At 55.0% G+C, this 16,353-nt stretch carries 18 protein-coding genes; 15 read left to right on the top strand and 3 right to left on the bottom strand.

Annotated elements, in window-relative coordinates; all coding sequences use genetic code 11:
• Positions 1–246: 246 nt before the first annotated feature.
• From AC07WB_RS04365 to AC07WB_RS04395, 7 genes are all read left to right on the top strand, one after another.
• Complete coding sequence (locus tag AC07WB_RS04365; protein ID WP_345829948.1) at positions 247–381, top strand: hypothetical protein; 135 nt, start codon at positions 247–249, stop codon at positions 379–381.
• A 207-nt stretch (positions 382–588) separates the two neighbouring features.
• Positions 589–843 carry an anti-adapter protein IraP gene (iraP, locus tag AC07WB_RS04370; protein WP_097094773.1) on the top strand — a complete coding sequence of 85 codons (255 nt, stop codon included), beginning with the start codon at positions 589–591 and terminating at the stop codon, positions 841–843.
• Positions 844–946: 103 nt separating this feature from the next.
• Positions 947–1,249: a PsiF family protein gene (locus tag AC07WB_RS04375; RefSeq protein WP_097097587.1), complete on the top strand. Its 303-nt coding sequence runs from the start codon at positions 947–949 to the stop codon at positions 1,247–1,249.
• A gap of 289 nt (positions 1,250–1,538) precedes the next feature.
• Positions 1,539–3,062, top strand: coding sequence for a sodium:solute symporter family protein (locus tag AC07WB_RS04380; protein ID WP_345827188.1), 1,524 nt, complete (start codon positions 1,539–1,541; stop codon positions 3,060–3,062).
• 1 nt (position 3,063) lies between these two features.
• Positions 3,064–3,837: a 6-phosphogluconolactonase gene (locus tag AC07WB_RS04385; RefSeq protein WP_494940088.1), complete on the top strand. Its 774-nt coding sequence runs from the start codon at positions 3,064–3,066 to the stop codon at positions 3,835–3,837.
• Positions 3,830–4,996: an N-acetylglucosamine-6-phosphate deacetylase gene (locus AC07WB_RS04390; RefSeq protein ID WP_494940089.1), complete on the top strand. Its 1,167-nt coding sequence runs from the start codon at positions 3,830–3,832 to the stop codon at positions 4,994–4,996. Before AC07WB_RS04385 ends, AC07WB_RS04390 begins: the two co-directional genes overlap by 8 nt.
• Before the next feature lie 145 nt (positions 4,997–5,141).
• Positions 5,142–6,668, top strand: a complete 1,527-nt coding sequence (locus tag AC07WB_RS04395) for an FAD-dependent oxidoreductase (RefSeq protein WP_345827185.1) — start codon at positions 5,142–5,144, stop codon at positions 6,666–6,668.
• Between the two features lie 170 nt (positions 6,669–6,838).
• Here the strand turns inward: AC07WB_RS04395 and proC are convergent, their stop codons facing one another.
• Entirely contained in the window at positions 6,839–7,651 is an 813-nt protein-coding gene (gene proC / locus AC07WB_RS04400; protein ID WP_097094768.1) for a pyrroline-5-carboxylate reductase, read from the bottom strand.
• Positions 7,652–7,799: 148 nt separating this feature from the next.
• Between proC and AC07WB_RS04405 the strand changes: the two genes are divergently transcribed.
• Complete coding sequence (locus AC07WB_RS04405; RefSeq protein WP_097094767.1) at positions 7,800–8,243, top strand: YaiI/YqxD family protein; 444 nt, start codon at positions 7,800–7,802, stop codon at positions 8,241–8,243.
• On the opposite strand, the gene AC07WB_RS04410 is transcribed toward AC07WB_RS04405, so the two are convergent.
• Positions 8,244–8,945: a DUF2076 domain-containing protein gene (locus AC07WB_RS04410; RefSeq protein ID WP_494940090.1), complete on the bottom strand. Its 702-nt coding sequence runs from the start codon at positions 8,943–8,945 to the stop codon at positions 8,244–8,246.
• Positions 8,946–9,230: 285 nt separating this feature from the next.
• Here AC07WB_RS04410 and aroL point away from each other — a divergent pair, with 285 nt between their 5' ends.
• From aroL to ppnP, 7 genes are all read left to right on the top strand, one after another.
• Entirely contained in the window at positions 9,231–9,755 is a 525-nt protein-coding gene (gene aroL, locus AC07WB_RS04415; protein WP_097094765.1) for a shikimate kinase AroL, read from the top strand.
• 108 nt (positions 9,756–9,863) lie between these two features.
• The gene (locus AC07WB_RS04420; RefSeq protein ID WP_097094764.1) at positions 9,864–10,055 is read left to right on the top strand and encodes a YaiA family protein; all 192 of its coding nucleotides are present in this window, start codon (positions 9,864–9,866) and stop codon (positions 10,053–10,055) included.
• Between the two features lie 309 nt (positions 10,056–10,364).
• Positions 10,365–11,117, top strand: a complete 753-nt coding sequence (locus AC07WB_RS04425) for an IclR family transcriptional regulator (RefSeq protein ID WP_494940091.1) — start codon at positions 10,365–10,367, stop codon at positions 11,115–11,117.
• A gap of 189 nt (positions 11,118–11,306) precedes the next feature.
• On the top strand, positions 11,307–12,866 hold the full coding sequence (locus tag AC07WB_RS04430; protein ID WP_345827181.1) for an OPT/YSL family transporter: 1,560 nt from the start codon (positions 11,307–11,309) through the stop codon (positions 12,864–12,866).
• A 15-nt stretch (positions 12,867–12,881) separates the two neighbouring features.
• A complete protein-coding gene (locus AC07WB_RS04435) occupies positions 12,882–13,814 on the top strand; it encodes a DUF1177 domain-containing protein (RefSeq protein ID WP_345827180.1) in 933 nt (310 codons plus the stop codon).
• Between the two features lie 2 nt (positions 13,815–13,816).
• A complete protein-coding gene (locus AC07WB_RS04440) occupies positions 13,817–14,494 on the top strand; it encodes an AroM family protein (RefSeq protein ID WP_494940092.1) in 678 nt (225 codons plus the stop codon).
• A 104-nt stretch (positions 14,495–14,598) separates the two neighbouring features.
• Complete coding sequence (gene ppnP, locus AC07WB_RS04445) at positions 14,599–14,883, top strand: pyrimidine/purine nucleoside phosphorylase (RefSeq protein ID WP_007887052.1); 285 nt, start codon at positions 14,599–14,601, stop codon at positions 14,881–14,883.
• Between the two features lie 32 nt (positions 14,884–14,915).
• On the opposite strand, the gene AC07WB_RS04450 is transcribed toward ppnP, so the two are convergent.
• A complete protein-coding gene (locus tag AC07WB_RS04450) occupies positions 14,916–16,310 on the bottom strand; it encodes a hypothetical protein (RefSeq protein ID WP_494940093.1) in 1,395 nt (464 codons plus the stop codon).
• Positions 16,311–16,353 lie beyond the last annotated feature (43 nt).

The raw sequence follows: 16,353 nt of genomic DNA on the forward strand, positions 1-16,353 counted from the left end.
TTGTAATGCGCTCACATTGCGTGAATTTGCGTCAGCTGTAAAGTGAACGACAGTGATTTTGCGAGAGCCATCGGCTGACTTGCATGCCAGCTGTGTGATGTTTTTGCCGGGGTAGTGCCAGTAAATTGTTAAGCGTGGTGAGCAGAGATGAATAGCGCGGGGTTGCGGAGAATTCTGTATTGTCGCGCCCGATGCGGCCTCATACACTCAGCCCGATTTCACCATTCTGAGGTAATTATGGTTCGTATGATTAAACTCGCCGCAGTTGTGGCATTGGTTACCGCGTTGAGCGGCTGTATTTTCCCACCGCCGGGCGGCGGTTGGGGTGGCGGTCATGGCCATGGCGGCGGACCGGGACGCGGATTTGTCGGGCCTCATTAATGCGCCTTAGGATTATTTAACTTTTAAGCGAAACGTTTCAATAAATAGGCTTCACGTCAGTGAAACGTTTCGCCGTTAGATATTGAAATACATTTCTTTTTTCGCGTCGCAGCGCGTCTTTTTTTTCTCAAAAATACTGAAAATTTCTTGTTGTTTTAATCTGCTCAGTGCTAACGTCTTTTTTTCTTCTCTCAATGAGCTTGTCGCATGAAAAACCTGATTGCGGAACTCCTTCTAAAGCTGGCTGAAAAAGAAGAAGAGTCTAAAGAATTAGTGGTTCAGGTTGAGGCGTTAGAAATCGTGTTAACGGCGATGCTGCGCAAACTGGATCCACAACAGTTCCATGACATTGCGGCGGGTATTAAATTAGCCATGCCGCCCGTTGCCCCCGCTGCTGAAACGCCTGATACCACCCTGCTGCGCAATTACGTTGAAAAACTGCTGGATCATCCCCGCGTTTAACCCTGTTTCGCCTGTTTTTGCAGGCGATTTTCATTATTGATTTCTCGCATTTGCTTATTCCGTGCCATGCTTAACAGGCAATAATGCTATGGAGAATCCGGTAATGAAATCGTGTCTTTTGGCAATAATGGCAGCAGGCTTGCTGTTGGCAGGCGGTGCGAGTGCGGCCGAAAAAACCGCACAGCAGGAAAAAATGACCATGTGTAATCAGCATGCAGGTTCGCAGAATTTGAAAGGTGATGCGCGTAAAAGCTTTATGAGTGACTGTCTGAAAAAAGACAGCAAAATGGGCAGCATGTCACCGCAACAAATGAAGATGAAAACCTGTAATGCCGACGCGGGCGATAAAAAACTCACCGGCGACGCACGTAAAACTTTTATGAGTTCCTGTTTAAAGAAGAGCTGATTTAATTCCCGCGAACCTACTCGTCGCGTGTAATTAATGGCAAAGTAGAGGTAAAAAGGGTTCATGGTAAACATGAACCCTTTTTTTATCTTGATGATGCGCTCATCGAAATATTCAACTTCTCTTATCACGTCAGAGGAAAAACTCATACCAGGATGCACATCACAAAATAAGGCTAACAACACTGGCAGGATGCATTAGTCCTAATTAGTGACTAATTAATTCGAATCTTTTTAATCCCCGCGAAGCCAGACCGTTCGTTGGGCAGCCTTTACCTGTGGAGTCTGCTATGAATGTGCTTGATTATGCAGTGATGGCGCTATACGCGCTGATGATTGTAGCGATAACCCTGTGGGCGATGCGCAAGGTGGGCAGCACGCGCGATTTCTTTGCTGCGGGTGGCAAAATGCCGTGGTGGCTGTCTGGCGTATCGCACCACATGTCGGGTTACAGCGCCGCTGTGTTCGTGGCCTACGCTGCGGTGGCTTACAACATGGGCATCACCATCTACTTTTGGTGGGCCTTTCCCATTGCGATTGCCGTGCTGTTGGGATCGCGTCTGTTTGCGCCGCGCTGGGCGCGACTGCGCATTTATATGAACATCGAATCACCGATGGAGTATCTCGCCACGCGCTATAACCTGCCGACGCAAATGATATTGGCGTGGAGTGGGGTGCTGCTGAAAACCTTTGATGTGGGAGCAAAGTGGGCGGCAATTGCGGTAATCATTAACGTTTTCACCGGACTCGATCCGCTGGTGGGCATCTGCGTATCGGGTGCGCTGAGTTTGTTTTATACCGTGATGGGCGGGTTGTGGGCCGATGCCTGCAACGATTTCGGTCAGTTTGTCGTACAGTTTGTTGCCGCCATAGTGATGGTGGTGGCGGTGGCAATGCATCTGGGCGGTTTTGCTGAGCTGTTCACCATCTGGCAACGCCTGCCATCCACGCACACACAGATTATTCAGGAACCGTATTCGCTCGGCTTTATCCTCGCCTATTTTGTGATTTATACCCTGAGTTACAACGGCGGGACGTGGAACCTGGCTCAACGATTTATTGCCGCACCCGCTGGCCGCGATGCCCGCAAAGCGGCGCTGCTTTCTGCGGCACTCTATCTCATCTGGCCGCTGATTCTGTTCTGGCCAATGTGGGCGGCGCCGCTGCTGTTTCCCGGTCTGAGCGACCCGTCGCGATCCTATTCGATGATGGCGATGGAGCTGTTGCCGAATGGCCTGGTGGGGTTGGTGCTGGTGGCGATGTTCACTCATACACTATCGATGACCTCCTCTGACGCCAACGCCATCACCGCCGTCGTCACGCGCGATATTCTGCCGGGCATGCTGCCAAAACGCTTTCAGCGCGGTAACAGCTCGCTGCTGGTAGCGCGACTCACCGCCTTTCTGTTCATTATCACCACGCTGGTGATTGCCATCAATGCCAGCCACTTTGGCGGCGTACTGTCGCTGCTGATCGTTTGGTTTGGCGGCCTGGTCGGCCCGATTTCGATTCCGATGCTGCTCGGTTTACTACCCGCTTTTCGTCGCAGCGGCAGTGCCGCCGCGCTGGTGAGTTGGGCAGTCGGCGTTGGGACTTTTTTCTGCGTGAAATTCGTTTTTGCCGATGTCAGCACCGCCACCGTGGTGGCTGCACCGGTGATGTCATCGCTGGTGCTTTTCGTGGTGATGGGCTGGCTGCGCCGCGCACCGGTACGTCCGGAAGTGGACCAGTTGCTCAACGCACTTAATCAGGATCAGCATGTGCCCGGCGATCAGCGCTGGCCGCAGAAAACCAATATTTCTCAGGAGGGATAACATGACGCTATTACAACAGGGGAAAAGAGATCGTCTATGGGTCAAACGCTTCGCCAGCCGCGCTGCGCTGGGAGTCGCGGCTGCACATGACGTTGCGGCGCATTTGCGTCAGCTGTTGAGCACACAAGATGCAGTGCGCATGGTATTTGCTGCTGCGCCGTCGCAAAACGAGTTTCTCGCTGCGCTGATTGCGGAAAACGATATCGACTGGTCGCGTATTCACGCCTTCCACATGGATGAGTACATTGGACTCGATCGCGCGGCCCCGCAGCGTTTTGGTCAGTTTCTATGTCAACACCTGTTTGATGCGGTGCGGCCGGGTGAGGTTCATCTGATTCCTTATGAGGGCGAACCGGCGGCAATTTGCGCCGGTTACAGCCAAAAACTCCACGCTGCGCCGATTGACGTGGTGTGCCTCGGCATTGGCGAGAACGGGCATTTAGCCTTTAACGATCCGCCAGTGGCTGACTTCAACGATCCTTTCACCGTCAAGGCGGTGCAACTGGATGCCGCCTGCCGTCAGCAACAGGTCAACGATGGTTGCTTCGCGACGCTGGACGCGGTGCCAACACAGGCGGTGACGCTGACCATTCCGGCCCTGATGAGCGGGGCGCGCCTGTTCTGCATGGTGCCTGGGGCCAGCAAACGTGCGGCGGTAAACGCAACGCTCAATGATGAACTCTCCACCGCTTGTCCGGCAACCCGGCTGCGCCAGCATCCGCACTGCACGCTGTATACCGATAGCGAAGCCTGCGCGGAGGTGACGTTTGACTAGTTCCATTTTGCGCGGCCGTGATTACCGCACGCTGCAACCGATTGAGCTGGAGATTGAGCACAGTTGCATCATCAAGATTCGTTCCCTGCGTGACGTTGAGGAGGATGTCATACTCGCGCCGGGTTTGGTGGATCTGCAGGTTAACGGTTTTCAGGGCGTGGATTTCAACCATTTTCCGTTCAGTGAACTGGATGTGCTGCATGCTACACGCGCGCTGTGGCAGCAGGGCGTGACCAGCTATTTGCCGACGGTCATTACCGCCATGCCAGAAGCGATCGACCAGGCCATGCAGCGTCTTGCCAGCGCCTGTGAACATTACGCGGACGTGGCGCGCGCGGTGCCGGGCTTCCACCTGGAAGGACCGTTTTTATCCCTGGAGGATGGTCCGCGCGGTGCACATCCGCGTGAGGCGATCTGCGCACCGGATATCGCCCTGTTCGACCGCTGGCAGCGCGCAGCACAGCGGCGTATCCGAATGCTGACGCTATCGCCGGAGTGGCCACAAAGCGGGGCGTTGATTCGGCATTGTGTGGCGCAGCAGGTGCGCGTCGCGATTGGCCATACTGCGGCAACGTCGGAACAGATTCATACGGCGGTGGAAGCCGGCGCCACGCTTTCTACGCATCTCGGCAATGGTGCGCATCTGCAACTGCCGCGTCATCCGAATTACATCTGGCAGCAATTGGCGGAAGACGCGCTGACGGCAACGCTAATTGCCGATGGCGATCATCTGCCGCCAGAGGTGCTAAAAGTATTTCTGCGCGCGAAAGGGGAGCAGGCATTGCTGGTGAGTGATGTGACCTCGTTTGCCGGACAGCCGCCGGGCATCTACCACACCGCTATTGGTGGCCGCGTGCAGCTTAGCGCCAGCGGACGTCTCAGCATGGCGGATGCCCCGCAGCTGCTGGCGGGCTCAGCGCGCGGGCTATTGGACGGCGTAAACGTTCTCTTGCGCCACAAGCTCGCCACGCTGGCGCAGGCGATAGAGATGGCATCGCTGCGGCCGGCGCGCCAGCTTGATCTGCCACAGCAGCAAGGTTTAGCGTGCGGCGCTCCCGCTGATGTGCTGCTGCTGGCGCCGTTGGCGGACGGGAGCGTGACGCTACGCGGCTGCGTAAAACAGGGCGCTCGGGTGTGGAGTCATGACGCAGCGGCGTAACAGTCGCGGATTATCTTTCTCAATTAAACAACCACTTATCCACCGCTGCGCTTTGTTGTTGCGGACAAATCACGACGTTTTGCCAGGCTTACTCTTTGTAGGGATTTGTTGTCTACATCAAAAACCAGAAGAATGGAGGCCTATCGTGAGCTATCAAACCGTCGTGGAACTCAAGTCGCTGGCGCAGCGCAAACCCACCAAATTTACCGTGGGTGATACCGATGTGGTGTTGATTCGTGACGATGAGCGGGTACAAGCGTTTCAAGCCAAATGCCCGCATGCGGGTGCGCCGTTAGAGCAGGCCGCAGTATGTGGCGACAAGCTGGTGTGCCCGTGGCATAAAGCGGTGTTTCAGCTGCAGGATGGTCAGATGTGCGAGCCGCTGGCGCTGGCTCATCTGAAGCGTTATCCGGTGCGCGTTGAACAGGGCAAAGTGCTGGTCAATCCGCAAGCGATGTCGCCCGCCAGTTCGCCTTCTCCTCAAGGTCAATCCCCGGTTTGCGTGATCCTGGGTTCCGGTGCTGCCGGTAGCGCTGCGATTTGGACGCTGCGTGATGAAGGCTTTAACGGACACATCGTCTTGATCGAGCGCGAATCACCGGCGCCTTACGATCGCACGGCTTTGAGCAAATTTGTGCCGTCGGGAAAAATGGCGATTGAGGATGTGCCAAAACTGTTAAAGCAGGATGTGCTGGGCGCGGTGGAGCGGATTCAGGGAGAAGTAGAACAACTCAAAGCACATGAGCAAACCTTGATTCTCAAGGGCGGCCAACAGGTTAAATTCGATCAGCTGCTGATTGCCAGCGGTGGCGTGCCGAAGCCGTTGGACATTCCAGGCAAAGATCTGGACGGCGTGCATCTGTTGCGCTCGCTCAATCAGGCCGATGAACTGCTGAAAGAGATAGATAAAACCGAGCAGCTGGTGATCATTGGCAATAGCTTTATTGGTATGGAGATGGCGGGATCGCTGCGCAATCGTGATGTGGATGTCACGGTGATTGCGCGTCATCCGCTGCCCTTTGCCAAACAGTTTGGCGAAGAGATTGGCCGCCACTTTTACGATCTGCACCGCAGCAACGGCGTGAAGTTTGTTGAGGGCGATCCAGTGGCGCTGGAGGGCGAGGGCAAGGTAAAGGCGGTGCGGTTAAAAAGCGGCAACACGGTGGAGGCCAGCCTGGTGCTGTTTGGAACCGGCGTGGTGCCTGCCACGCAGTTTATTCACGACCTGCCGCTCGAAGAGGATGGCAGTTTGCTGACGGATAGCCAGCTGCGTGTGGCTGACAACATTTGGGTGGCCGGTGATATTGCCAGCTATCCTTCGGTGCGCGGCCCGCAACGTATTGAGCATTATCGCGTGGCACATCAGCAGGGGCGCATTGCCGCACTGAATATGCTGGGCAAACAGATAATGTACGATCGCGTGCCGTTCTTCTGGACCGCACATTACGGTACGCGCTATGAATATTTAGGCCATGCGGAAGAGTGGGATGATTATCGTCTGCTGGGATCGCTGCAGGATAAGCGCTTTATCGCCTTCTATTGCCGCGAAGGAATGATTGCGGCGGTGTGTTCTGCCGGGCTGTATACGCTGACGGCAGCGCTGGTGCAGCAGATGCAGCAGCCAATGACGCTGGCGCAGGGGATTGCGCTGTATGAGGCGAGTCAGGGGTAAAGTGCGCGCAGCCCCCTCATCCCAACCTTCTCCCGCCAGCGGGAGAAGGGGGCCGTCCGAGCTAACTATTTCCTCTCCCGCCTGTGGGAAAGATAGATGCTGCAACATGCTCGATCGGTTCCCTCTCCCGCTGTCGGGAGAGGGTTAGGGTGAGGGGCAAGCCGCTCCGATTATTGCTTACTCAACGCCTCTGACTTCGCCATGCAGGCCTGCATCGCGTTGATCACCGCAGCGCGGAAGCCTTTCTCTTCCAGCACTTTTACCGCTTCAATGGTGGTGCCGCCTGGCGAACACACCATATCTTTCAGCTCGCCCGGATGCTTGCCGGTTTCCAGCACCATCTGCGCCGAGCCTTTAACCGCCTGCGCGGCAAACTGGTACGCCTGCGCCCGCGGCATGCCGCCAAGCACTGCCGCATCGGCCATCGCTTCAATAAACATAAACACATAGGCGGGCGCCGATCCGCTCACGCCAACCACCGCGTGAATCAGATATTCGTTCACCACCGCCGCTTTGCCGAAGCTCTCGAAGATGCTGACCACTTCATCCACTTCATGCGGTTCAACCAGCGCGTTTGGCGTCACCGACGTCATGCCTTCATTCACCAGCGACGGCGTATTGGGCATCACGCGAATGATTTTACGATCGTGGCCCAAGACTGAGGCTAACGAATCCAGCGTCACGCCTGCGGCAATCGATACGACCAGCACGTCTTTTTTAAGTTGGCCGGCAAGATCTTTCAGCACTTTGAGGATGACGTTGGGTTTTACCGCGCCAAAAAGAATATCGACTTCACGCGCCATGCTTTCAACGCTTGCGGCGGCGGTTACGCCGTATTGCTGCGCCATCTCCTGGTTGGTTGCCGGCTTACGGTCACACACCCAGATATTGGCCGGGGCGATTTTTCCACTATTGACCAGTCCGCTGATGATGGCTTTTGCCATATTGCCGCAGCCAACAAACCCGATTTTTTTCTCCAGCATCGCATTATCCTTCACGTGGTTCATTTTTCTGTGGGGGTAAGCTTACGTTAGCGGCCATGAATAACAAGGCTGGCAGTTATCAAAAACAGTTGCCATTCTTCAGCAGCACGGCAAGATCAGCCACATTCTCCGCGAAAAAGGATTCACTATGTCGATTTGGGTTGATGCTGATGCCTGCCCCAATGTCATCAAAGAGGTGCTCTACCGCGCCGCCGAGCGCGCCAAGGTTACCGTGACGTTCGTCGCCAACCAGCCGTTACGTGTGCCGCCGTCGCCGTGGCTCAAGACGCTACAGGTCGCCGCCGGTTTTGACGTGGCTGATAATGAGATTGTAAAACGCGTGCAGCCCGGTGAGCTGGTCATTACTGGCGATATTCCGCTGGCGGCGGAAGTGCTGGAGAAAGGGGCGGCGGCGTTGAATCCGCGTGGGGAACGCTACTCGGCGGATACGATTCGTCAGCGCTTGACCATGCGTGATTTTATGGAAACCCTGCGCGCCAGCGGGATTCAGAGTGGCGGCCCATCGACATTGAGCCAACGCGACCGCCAACTGTTTGCTAACGAACTGGATAAGTGGCTACGTCAGCGGTAATCAGACGAAGCTGTCATCGTCATCAAAGTCGCCGCCACTGCCAAAGTCGCCAAAATCATTGTTATCCGCCAGGTTGTTGTCCCAACCTGAGTTATCGTTCAGGAAGGCACTGTTGCTGTCGTTACCGTTAAAGGTATCGAGGCTGTTATCCACCTGCGGCAGCGCGGGTTCATTGATAATGTTCACGATCTCTTCCGGCTGCGAGTGGTGGAACATGCTGGTCAGCATATCCGCCATGACCACGCCTCCGGCCACGCCCACCGCCGTCTGCAATGCGCCGCCCAGGAAACCGGTACCGCGCGCCGGCGCTGCACCATATTGCTGCTGCGGCGGTGGTGCATACTGTTGCTGAGGCTGCGGCGGTGGATTGCCCCATGCCGGTTGCTGCTGTTGTGATGCTGCCGGGCGTGAGCCGCCGCCAAACAGGCTAGAGAGAAAACCGCCGCTGCTCTGCTGCGGCGCCTGTTGCTGCTGCGCCTGCGCCAGACGATTTTCCAGATCGGTGACCTGCGCATTAAGCTTTTTCAGCGCGGCCTCCTGAATCAAAATCGCCTGCGACATGTAGTAGGGCGCGCCCGGCTGGTTCTGTAAATGCTGTTTGATTAATTGCTCGGCACCCACATCACGCGGGCCGCTTTGCGTCTCAGCCTGTTTCAGACGGCTGAACAGACTTTCAATGAGTTGTTGTTCTTCGCTTTGCATGGGGAATCCTCCGTTTGCGACTTATCACACTATATGAGGGTGCGAACAGAGAAAGTAAATCAACGGCCTGGTAAGGAAATGTTGCCTGCTCTTACATTTAGCCTGATGCACGTTTCACGCATTGTTTTTCTTTTATTTAACAAAGAAGTAGCTCAGCCAGGCGCTGAAATATGCGTAAATCGTGCCTGGCGGGTGGCTGATAAAATAAAATCTAGGTATTATGCGACGCATTATTGACCTGATGACGTTGCCCGTGCGGCACATTACGGCGGAGGATGAGCCCGGATGTCATTACCCATCTATCTGATCGGCGCACGCGGTTGCGGTAAAACCACTGTTGGCCAGGCGCTGTCGCAAGCGTTGGGCTATGCCTTTAACGATACCGATCACCATCTGCAACTCAGCACGCAGCGTAGCGTGGCGGAGATTGTAGCGTCTGAAGGTTGGGAGAGTTTTCGCGCGCGTGAAACTGAATCGCTGCGCGCCGTCACTGCACCTAACACCGTCATCGCCACCGGCGGCGGCATGATATTGGCTGAGTTCAACTGCCGCTTTATGCGCGAACACGGCCAGGTGATTTGGCTCAATGCGCCATCGGATGTGCTGGCTGAACGGCTGGAACATCAGCCGGAAGCGGCGCAACGTCCCACCTTAACCGGGCGTCCGATTGCCGAAGAGATGGGCGATATTCTGCGCGAGCGTGCGCATCTTTATCGTCAAACGGCGCATCACGAAGTCAACGCCATGCAATCACCCGATCGCGTGGTGGAACAAATACTGCAGTCGCTTTCGCTCGCCCGCGCCAGCTAAACCCTCAGATTTCTCTCTCTTTTTTTGCAGCGATCCTCCGTTGTCTATACTGAATGGTAGGCAGAGGATCACTGCTGCCCGTGGACAACTGATAGAAGAGGGAAAATTATGCCAACTAAACCACCCTATCCGCGTGAAGCGCGCATCGTCACGGTTGAAAAGGGGTCGGCGGATCAAACCGTCACCTGGTATGAATTACGCGCCGACCATCCCAAACCCGATACCCTAATTAGCGAACACAAAACGGAAGCCGAAGCGCAAGATGCGAAAGAGCGCTATGAGGATGCTGGCAAAGATTGATTAACGTCGAAAAAGATTAACGTCGGCTGGCAAGGATGCTAGCACATAATTAATTACCGCCTGTCACTACATGCTTTTTTATATTTCCGCAAACGCGCTGTCATCCTTAAATAAATCTGCATACTTTCCTGCTAACTATTTATCTGGCCTGATAACATCTTTCAATTTTCTTTTTCCACCGTATTTTCTGCTGTCCTAAATTTAGTGGCAACGGCGCGGCTCAAAATTTGCGCTTGACGCATAAAGCCGTGCGTTTTACTTTCGAGATCTTGATAGAGGAACTCAGTTCCACATAGTGAAACAGGCGCCATGACCACACTCGAAAATGCCTCTGCCGTATTAAAGCTGTTCCAGCGCTTTGGCGTGACGCAAGGCCATCCGGGCCTCACCTTTACCGAGGTGGTTGACGCATTGGGTTTGCCAAAAAGTACGGTGTCGCGCCTGCTGGCAACCATGGAAAATGAAGGCTTGCTTGAGCGTGATGTCGAGAACCGTTGCTTCCAGATTGGCCGCGTTCTGCTCTCGGTGGCTGGTCACTATCTGTCAACGCCGCTGGTAGATAGCGCTTCAGCACCGATGGCGCGTCTGGCAGCCAGCAGCGGCTGCATGGGCTATATCTCGGTGCTGGATGGCGACGATGTGCTGGTCATGCGCATGTATCACGGTCGCTTCTTTACCCAGCTGGTGACGCCGCCGGGCACGCGAGTTTCATTAACCGGCACCTCGACCGGACGCGTGCTGCTTGCACAGCTCAGTGATGAGGAGGTGCGCGACCGTTTTGCCAGCCACTGGCAGGCGGCTTCGATGAACTCACCGCTCACGCTGGATGATTTATGTCGTGAACTGGCTGTGATTCGCCAGCAGGGCTGGGCACTGGCGCGCAATGAGACGCTGCCGGGCATCAGCTCTTTGGCCGTTGCGGTAACCAATAAACATCGCGGTGAAAGTGCCGCGCTCTGTCTCTCGTTTTTATCGCAAGAGGCGGCGCCCGGTTATCCGGAGACGCTGCTCAGTGAACTACGCGCAACGGCTGCACTGATGGCCGAAAAATACGGCGCATAATCCTGTCTAAACAGGAAAACCCTATTTTTGTTTTAAAGGCGTTTATTCGCGCCACACCAGGGAAATAACAGGTCTTCGGACCTGCTTATTTCAATAATCAGGGAACGATTAAATAAATATGTGGATGTCCCGCGTGTCGGGCGTTGCATTTTAAATGCGTTTTCTTCAGGGTGAAAATACGGGGATATCATGCGTCAAAATAATCCAATAAAAAGTGTTGGCGTTGCCTTAATGCTGGTTCTGCTTTCTGTTGCAGGGGCCATTATTGGGGTTCAGCTTATTACCACCATTGGGGTAACACCCAATACGTCTATTATTGGCGCGCTGTTTGCCATGCTGCTGGCGCGTATTCCTCTGCAATGGTTTCGTCGCTACCGTTCGATAGAAGTCCAAAACCTGGCGCAGACCGCGATCTCCTCAGCCACCTTCGGCGCAGCCAACAGCCTGCTGATGCCGATTGCCGTGCCGTGGGCGCTGGGTGAACCGCAATTGGTGCTGCCGCTGTTTGTCGGCGTCAGTGCAGCGATGCTGCTGGATGCCTATTTACTCTATCGCCTATTTGATACGCGCGTGTTCCCGGCCAGCAATGCGTGGCCACCGGGCGTGGCGGCAGCCGAAGCGATCAAAGCCGGTGATAAAGGCGGTCGTCAGGCGTGGCTGCTGGTGGTGGGGATTGTCGGTGGCATTGTCGGCTCAATGTTGAAAATCCCCATGTCAGCGTTTGGTACTGCATTTATCGGCAATATCTGGGCGCTGAGCATGCTCGGATTGGGGTTCCTGCTGCGTGCTTATGCGCAACCGGTTGCCGGTATTGACATCAACGCACTCTATATTCCGCACGGCGTGATGGTCGGTGCTGGTTTGGTCGCGCTGATTCAGGTGGTGCAGGTGATTCGCAGCCGCCGCAACGATCAGGTTAACGTCAGCCGCAGCGACAGCGAAGTGAAGCGTTCGCTCGGTTTCGGCACCGTGGGTTACATCGTCATCTCCACGCTGCTGGCGCTGGCGGGCGGATTATGGAGCCAGATGGGGCTGCCGATGCTGGTGCTGTTTATTGTTTACGCCGCGTTTGCTGCCTTTGTGCATGAACTGATTGTTGGCATCGCCGCCATGCACTCGGGCTGGTTCCCCGCCTTTGCGGTGGCGCTGATCACGCTGATTCTTGGGATCCTGCTCGGCTTTCCGCCGCTGGCGCTGTGCCTGCTGTGTGGTTTCACCGCCGCCACCGGCCCGGCATTTGCCGATATGGGCTATGACCTGAAAGCCGGCTTTATTCTGCGCGGTAACGGCGCGGATGTGCAGCAGGAGCTGTGGGGCCGCCGCATTCAGCTGATCGCCGCGATGATCGCCTTTGTCATCTGTATTCCGGTGGTGTGGTATGCGCACACCATTTTCTTTGCCGAAAATCTGCTGCCGCCGGTGGCGCGCGTCTATGCCAAAACGATTCAGGCCGGCGCGGAACCGGGTATCGCCGGTAACCTGCTGATGTGGGCGATTCCAGGCGCCATCATTCAATTGATCGGTGGGCCGAAACGTCAGCTTGGCGTGCTGCTGGCAACCGGTTTGCTCATTAACAATGCCGCTGCCGGTTGGGCAGTGATGGTAGGCATCGCGCTGCGTATCCTGATCCTGCGCGTGTGGGGCGAGCGTGGACGTTCACCGATGGAGGTGATGGCCGCTGGATTTATCGCGGGCGATGCGCTCTACAGCTTCTTCCATTCACTTTTTGCCAGCAGCACCAAGAAATAATCCAGGGAAATTATTATGAGTTTACAGCAGACACTGCAGGTTTTTGAGTTACTCGACAGCGCCTACATTGATGGTCAGCAGATCGTGGATCTCTTTGCGGCTTATCCCGGTGTGACGGCGAGCACCAAACGCGTCAGCGGGCCGAAAGGGCGTACCGATTTCGTGCGCATCGATATCCCCGGCGCGCAGGGCAAAAGCAACGGCGGCAACGCGCCGACGCTGGGAATTATTGGTCGCCTCGGCGGCATCGGTGCGCGCCCAACGCGCATTGGCATGGTCTCTGATGCCGATGGCGCGGTGGCGGCGGTGAGCAGCGCGCTGAAGCTGGCGCACATGCAGACCAAAGGCGACGTGCTGGCGGGTGACGTGATCATCACCACCCACATCTGTCCGGATGCGCCAACCCGTCCGCACGAACCGGTCGATTTCATGGATTCGCCGTGCGATGACATCACCATGAATGACAATGAAGTGATTGCGGGCGTCGATGCGATTCTCTCGATCGATACCACTAAAGGGAATCGCATCCTTAATCACAAAGGTTATGCGCTGTCGCCGACGGTGAAAGAGGGCTACATCCTGCGCGTCTCGGAGGATTTGCTGCGCATTATGGAGATGACCAGCGGCAAACCGGCGGTCACTTTCCCGATCACCACGCAGGACATCACGCCTTACGGCAACGGGGTTTATCACCTCAACAGCATTCTGCAGCCCTCCACCGCCACTGATGTGCCGGTGGTCGGCGTGGCAATTTGTGCCGAATCGGTGGTGCCGGGCTGCGGTACCGGCGCCAGCCATGAAGTGGATATCGCCTCTGCGGTGAAGTTTGCGGTAGAAGTGGCGAAGGAGTTTGGGCGTGAAACCTGCCACTTCTATGACCCGCAAGAGTACGCGCTGCTGCTATCTTTGTATGGTAGCCTCAGCCACCTGCGCAACCGGAAAGCCTGATAATGAATACGTCTCTGGTCACACTTACGATTGGTCAATCACCGCGCAGCGACATTCTGCCGCTGCTGCAGGAGCATTTACCCGCTGAACAGGTGGCACATGCTGGACTGCTCGACGGCCTGACGCTGGCCGACGTTGAAAAGCAGTACGCGCCCGCGCCGGGCGACAAAGTATTGGTCTCGCGCATGACCAGCGGCGAGCAGGTGCGCCTGTCGGCACCCAAAGTGGAGCAGGGACTGCAGCGAAAAATCAACGCGCTGGAACAGCAGGGTTACGACACTATTCTGCTATTGTGCACCGGCGAGTTCGGCACGCTGAAAACGCAATCCGCCTTGCTGCTGGAGCCGGATCGCATCATTCCGCCGCTGGTGCGTGCAATTGTGCAGGAGCACAAAGTGGGCATTGTGGTACCGGTCAAAGAGCAGATTGCCGAGCAGGCCAGTAAATGGCGCAATCTGAACTGCCCGCCGTGTTTTGCGGTTGCCAGCCCTTACCTGGCAGAGCAGTCGGATCTGGTGGAAGCAGGATTGTCGTTGCAGGAGCAGGGGGCGGATGTGGTGGTACTGGATTGCATCGGTTACCACCAGAAGCACCGTGATTTCCTGCAGAAAATGCTGGGTATTCCAGTACTGTTATCGAACGTGCTGGTGGCCAAGCTGGCAGCAGAATTGATCGTCTAATGCGAAGAGATCACAACTTGCGATCTGTGGCGCTATTTCGCGTGACAGATCAGCGAGTTCCTTAGTAATCTGCCAGTCACGATAATGTGCTGTGAGGAAGTAATATGCTCAATACGAGTGAGTATTTCGACGGAAAAGTGAAATCCATTGGTTTCGACAGCGTCACCATTGGCCGTGCCAGCGTCGGCGTGATGGCGGAAGGTGAATACACCTTTGGCACTGCTCAGCCGGAAGAGATGACGGTAGTCAGCGGTGCACTGAAAGTGCTGCTGCCGGGCGAAACCGAGTGGAAATGGTACGAAGCCGGTTCCGTTTTCAGCGTACCGGGCCAGAGCGAATTCCATTTGCAGGTGGCCGAGCCTTCTTCATATCTGTGCCGCTACTTGTAAGACTTAAAATGGCCGCGCGATGCGGCCATTTTTTAACGCCAAATCTTCACATCAAGCAGTTGTGTCTGTTCATCAGGCTTGTCACCTATCTTCGCACTGATTGGAACCATCACTTTCAAATCATCGATCCACGCCTGACGTGACACGAGTGCCGGCTGTTTATCAGATTCAATCAGGCAATCCACGCGTAAATAGTGACCGCTGAACGCGGGGTTAATTTCGTGAGCGTTGCCGCCTTCGTAAACATTGCAGGTTTCACTTTGATAACTTTCGCTGACCCTTTTCACCGGGTCCTCATTGATCAGCACACTTTTATACTGCTGCCCGGCATGCAACGGGTAACGTAGCGTGGTGTCCAGCTTTTTAAGTCGAGTCGGATAGGAAGCTATCGACATGGCAAATTCGAGTTGTGTGTCGTTTGCTAACGATAACCGCTGTAGTTTCCAGATACCGTAATCTTCAAGTTTGCGAATAAAGCCTTGCTCGTCTACATCCATGCGTACTTTGACTTCACCGCTACGATTTTTCTCTACCCAGCTGATCTGACGAAAACGTGGCGTCGCCCAAGGATGAATAATCGATTTTGCCTGCTGCTGCACTGAGGCAGATAAAGGAAATCTTGCCATGACAGAGGAAGGATTAGCGCTTAGGTCGGGTAGCACAGGCATGGCTGTTGTGCTGAGAGGCTTGTGTGTAGCGGCGGTAAAGCGCCCCAGCGCGCGAAAGTGCTGCGGATCGGCCAGCGAGCAAAGCTGAATGAAGTTTTTTTCCAAAAGCGTTGTTAACGGAAAAGAGGATTTTCGCCGCTCAATATCTGCACTATCGAGCGAGTCAGTCACATAGCCATTTTCATCAATATCCTGCGCAGACACAGGAATATGTAATTGCGTTTTACAGTTAAAGCGGTAATTTTCAACTTTCAGCGCATAAGGTGCATCGTATGGTGGATCGAAGTCCTTAGCTGCATAATCGTAACCAACACGTACCTGCAATTCATCGCCATCGCGCTTTAGATTAGCGATGTCAATCAACGCTGTGCTGCCATACTTATCTTCGGTTTGAATTTTTTCCCACACGACAGCTCGCTCGGGTAGCGAGCAAATCCGTTTAATGATTTCAGGATCCTGGTTTGGGCCGGGCTGTGGGGCCAGATAGTGGCTGAATTCAGAACCATAAAAGCGGCCTTTTGTCGCCCCATCATTATCCAGGAAGTTACGATAGAGTGCTTCAGCGCGTAGCGTTTTACAGTCGTAGGCTTGCCACACTTGCATGGCGCCGCCTTGTTTTCCGGCCAACGCAACCATGACATTAAGACGATCACCAATACGCACTGCATTGAGTCGGGTAATGACTGGTTCGCTGAAACTACTGACGGTGAATAGTGAGAGTGCGCCGAATAATACCGCGCGTTGAATTGAAGAAGACATATGCAGACTCCCTTTGCCGAAAGAAGAGGCTATCGGCAGCGCA

The sequence above is a fragment of the Pantoea sp. GW821-FHT03E06 genome, assembly GCF_059420725.1.

Coding starts and splice junctions, on each gene's coding strand:
- AC07WB_RS04385 (WP_494940088.1), top strand. CDS start 3,064: ATGACGCTATTACAACAGGGGAAAAGAGATCGTCTATGGGTCAAACGC.
- AC07WB_RS04450 (WP_494940093.1), bottom strand. CDS start 16,310: ATGTCTTCTTCAATTCAACGCGCGGTATTATTCGGCGCACTCTCACTA.
- AC07WB_RS04410 (WP_494940090.1), bottom strand. CDS start 8,945: ATGCAAAGCGAAGAACAACAACTCATTGAAAGTCTGTTCAGCCGTCTG.
- ppnP (WP_007887052.1), top strand. CDS start 14,599: ATGCTCAATACGAGTGAGTATTTCGACGGAAAAGTGAAATCCATTGGT.
- AC07WB_RS04405 (WP_097094767.1), top strand. CDS start 7,800: ATGTCGATTTGGGTTGATGCTGATGCCTGCCCCAATGTCATCAAAGAG.
- AC07WB_RS04375 (WP_097097587.1), top strand. CDS start 947: ATGAAATCGTGTCTTTTGGCAATAATGGCAGCAGGCTTGCTGTTGGCA.
- aroL (WP_097094765.1), top strand. CDS start 9,231: ATGTCATTACCCATCTATCTGATCGGCGCACGCGGTTGCGGTAAAACC.
- AC07WB_RS04365 (WP_345829948.1), top strand. CDS start 247: ATGATTAAACTCGCCGCAGTTGTGGCATTGGTTACCGCGTTGAGCGGC.
- proC (WP_097094768.1), bottom strand. CDS start 7,651: ATGCTGGAGAAAAAAATCGGGTTTGTTGGCTGCGGCAATATGGCAAAA.
- iraP (WP_097094773.1), top strand. CDS start 589: ATGAAAAACCTGATTGCGGAACTCCTTCTAAAGCTGGCTGAAAAAGAA.
- AC07WB_RS04380 (WP_345827188.1), top strand. CDS start 1,539: ATGAATGTGCTTGATTATGCAGTGATGGCGCTATACGCGCTGATGATT.
- AC07WB_RS04440 (WP_494940092.1), top strand. CDS start 13,817: ATGAATACGTCTCTGGTCACACTTACGATTGGTCAATCACCGCGCAGC.
- AC07WB_RS04430 (WP_345827181.1), top strand. CDS start 11,307: ATGCGTCAAAATAATCCAATAAAAAGTGTTGGCGTTGCCTTAATGCTG.
- AC07WB_RS04435 (WP_345827180.1), top strand. CDS start 12,882: ATGAGTTTACAGCAGACACTGCAGGTTTTTGAGTTACTCGACAGCGCC.
- AC07WB_RS04425 (WP_494940091.1), top strand. CDS start 10,365: ATGACCACACTCGAAAATGCCTCTGCCGTATTAAAGCTGTTCCAGCGC.
- AC07WB_RS04420 (WP_097094764.1), top strand. CDS start 9,864: ATGCCAACTAAACCACCCTATCCGCGTGAAGCGCGCATCGTCACGGTT.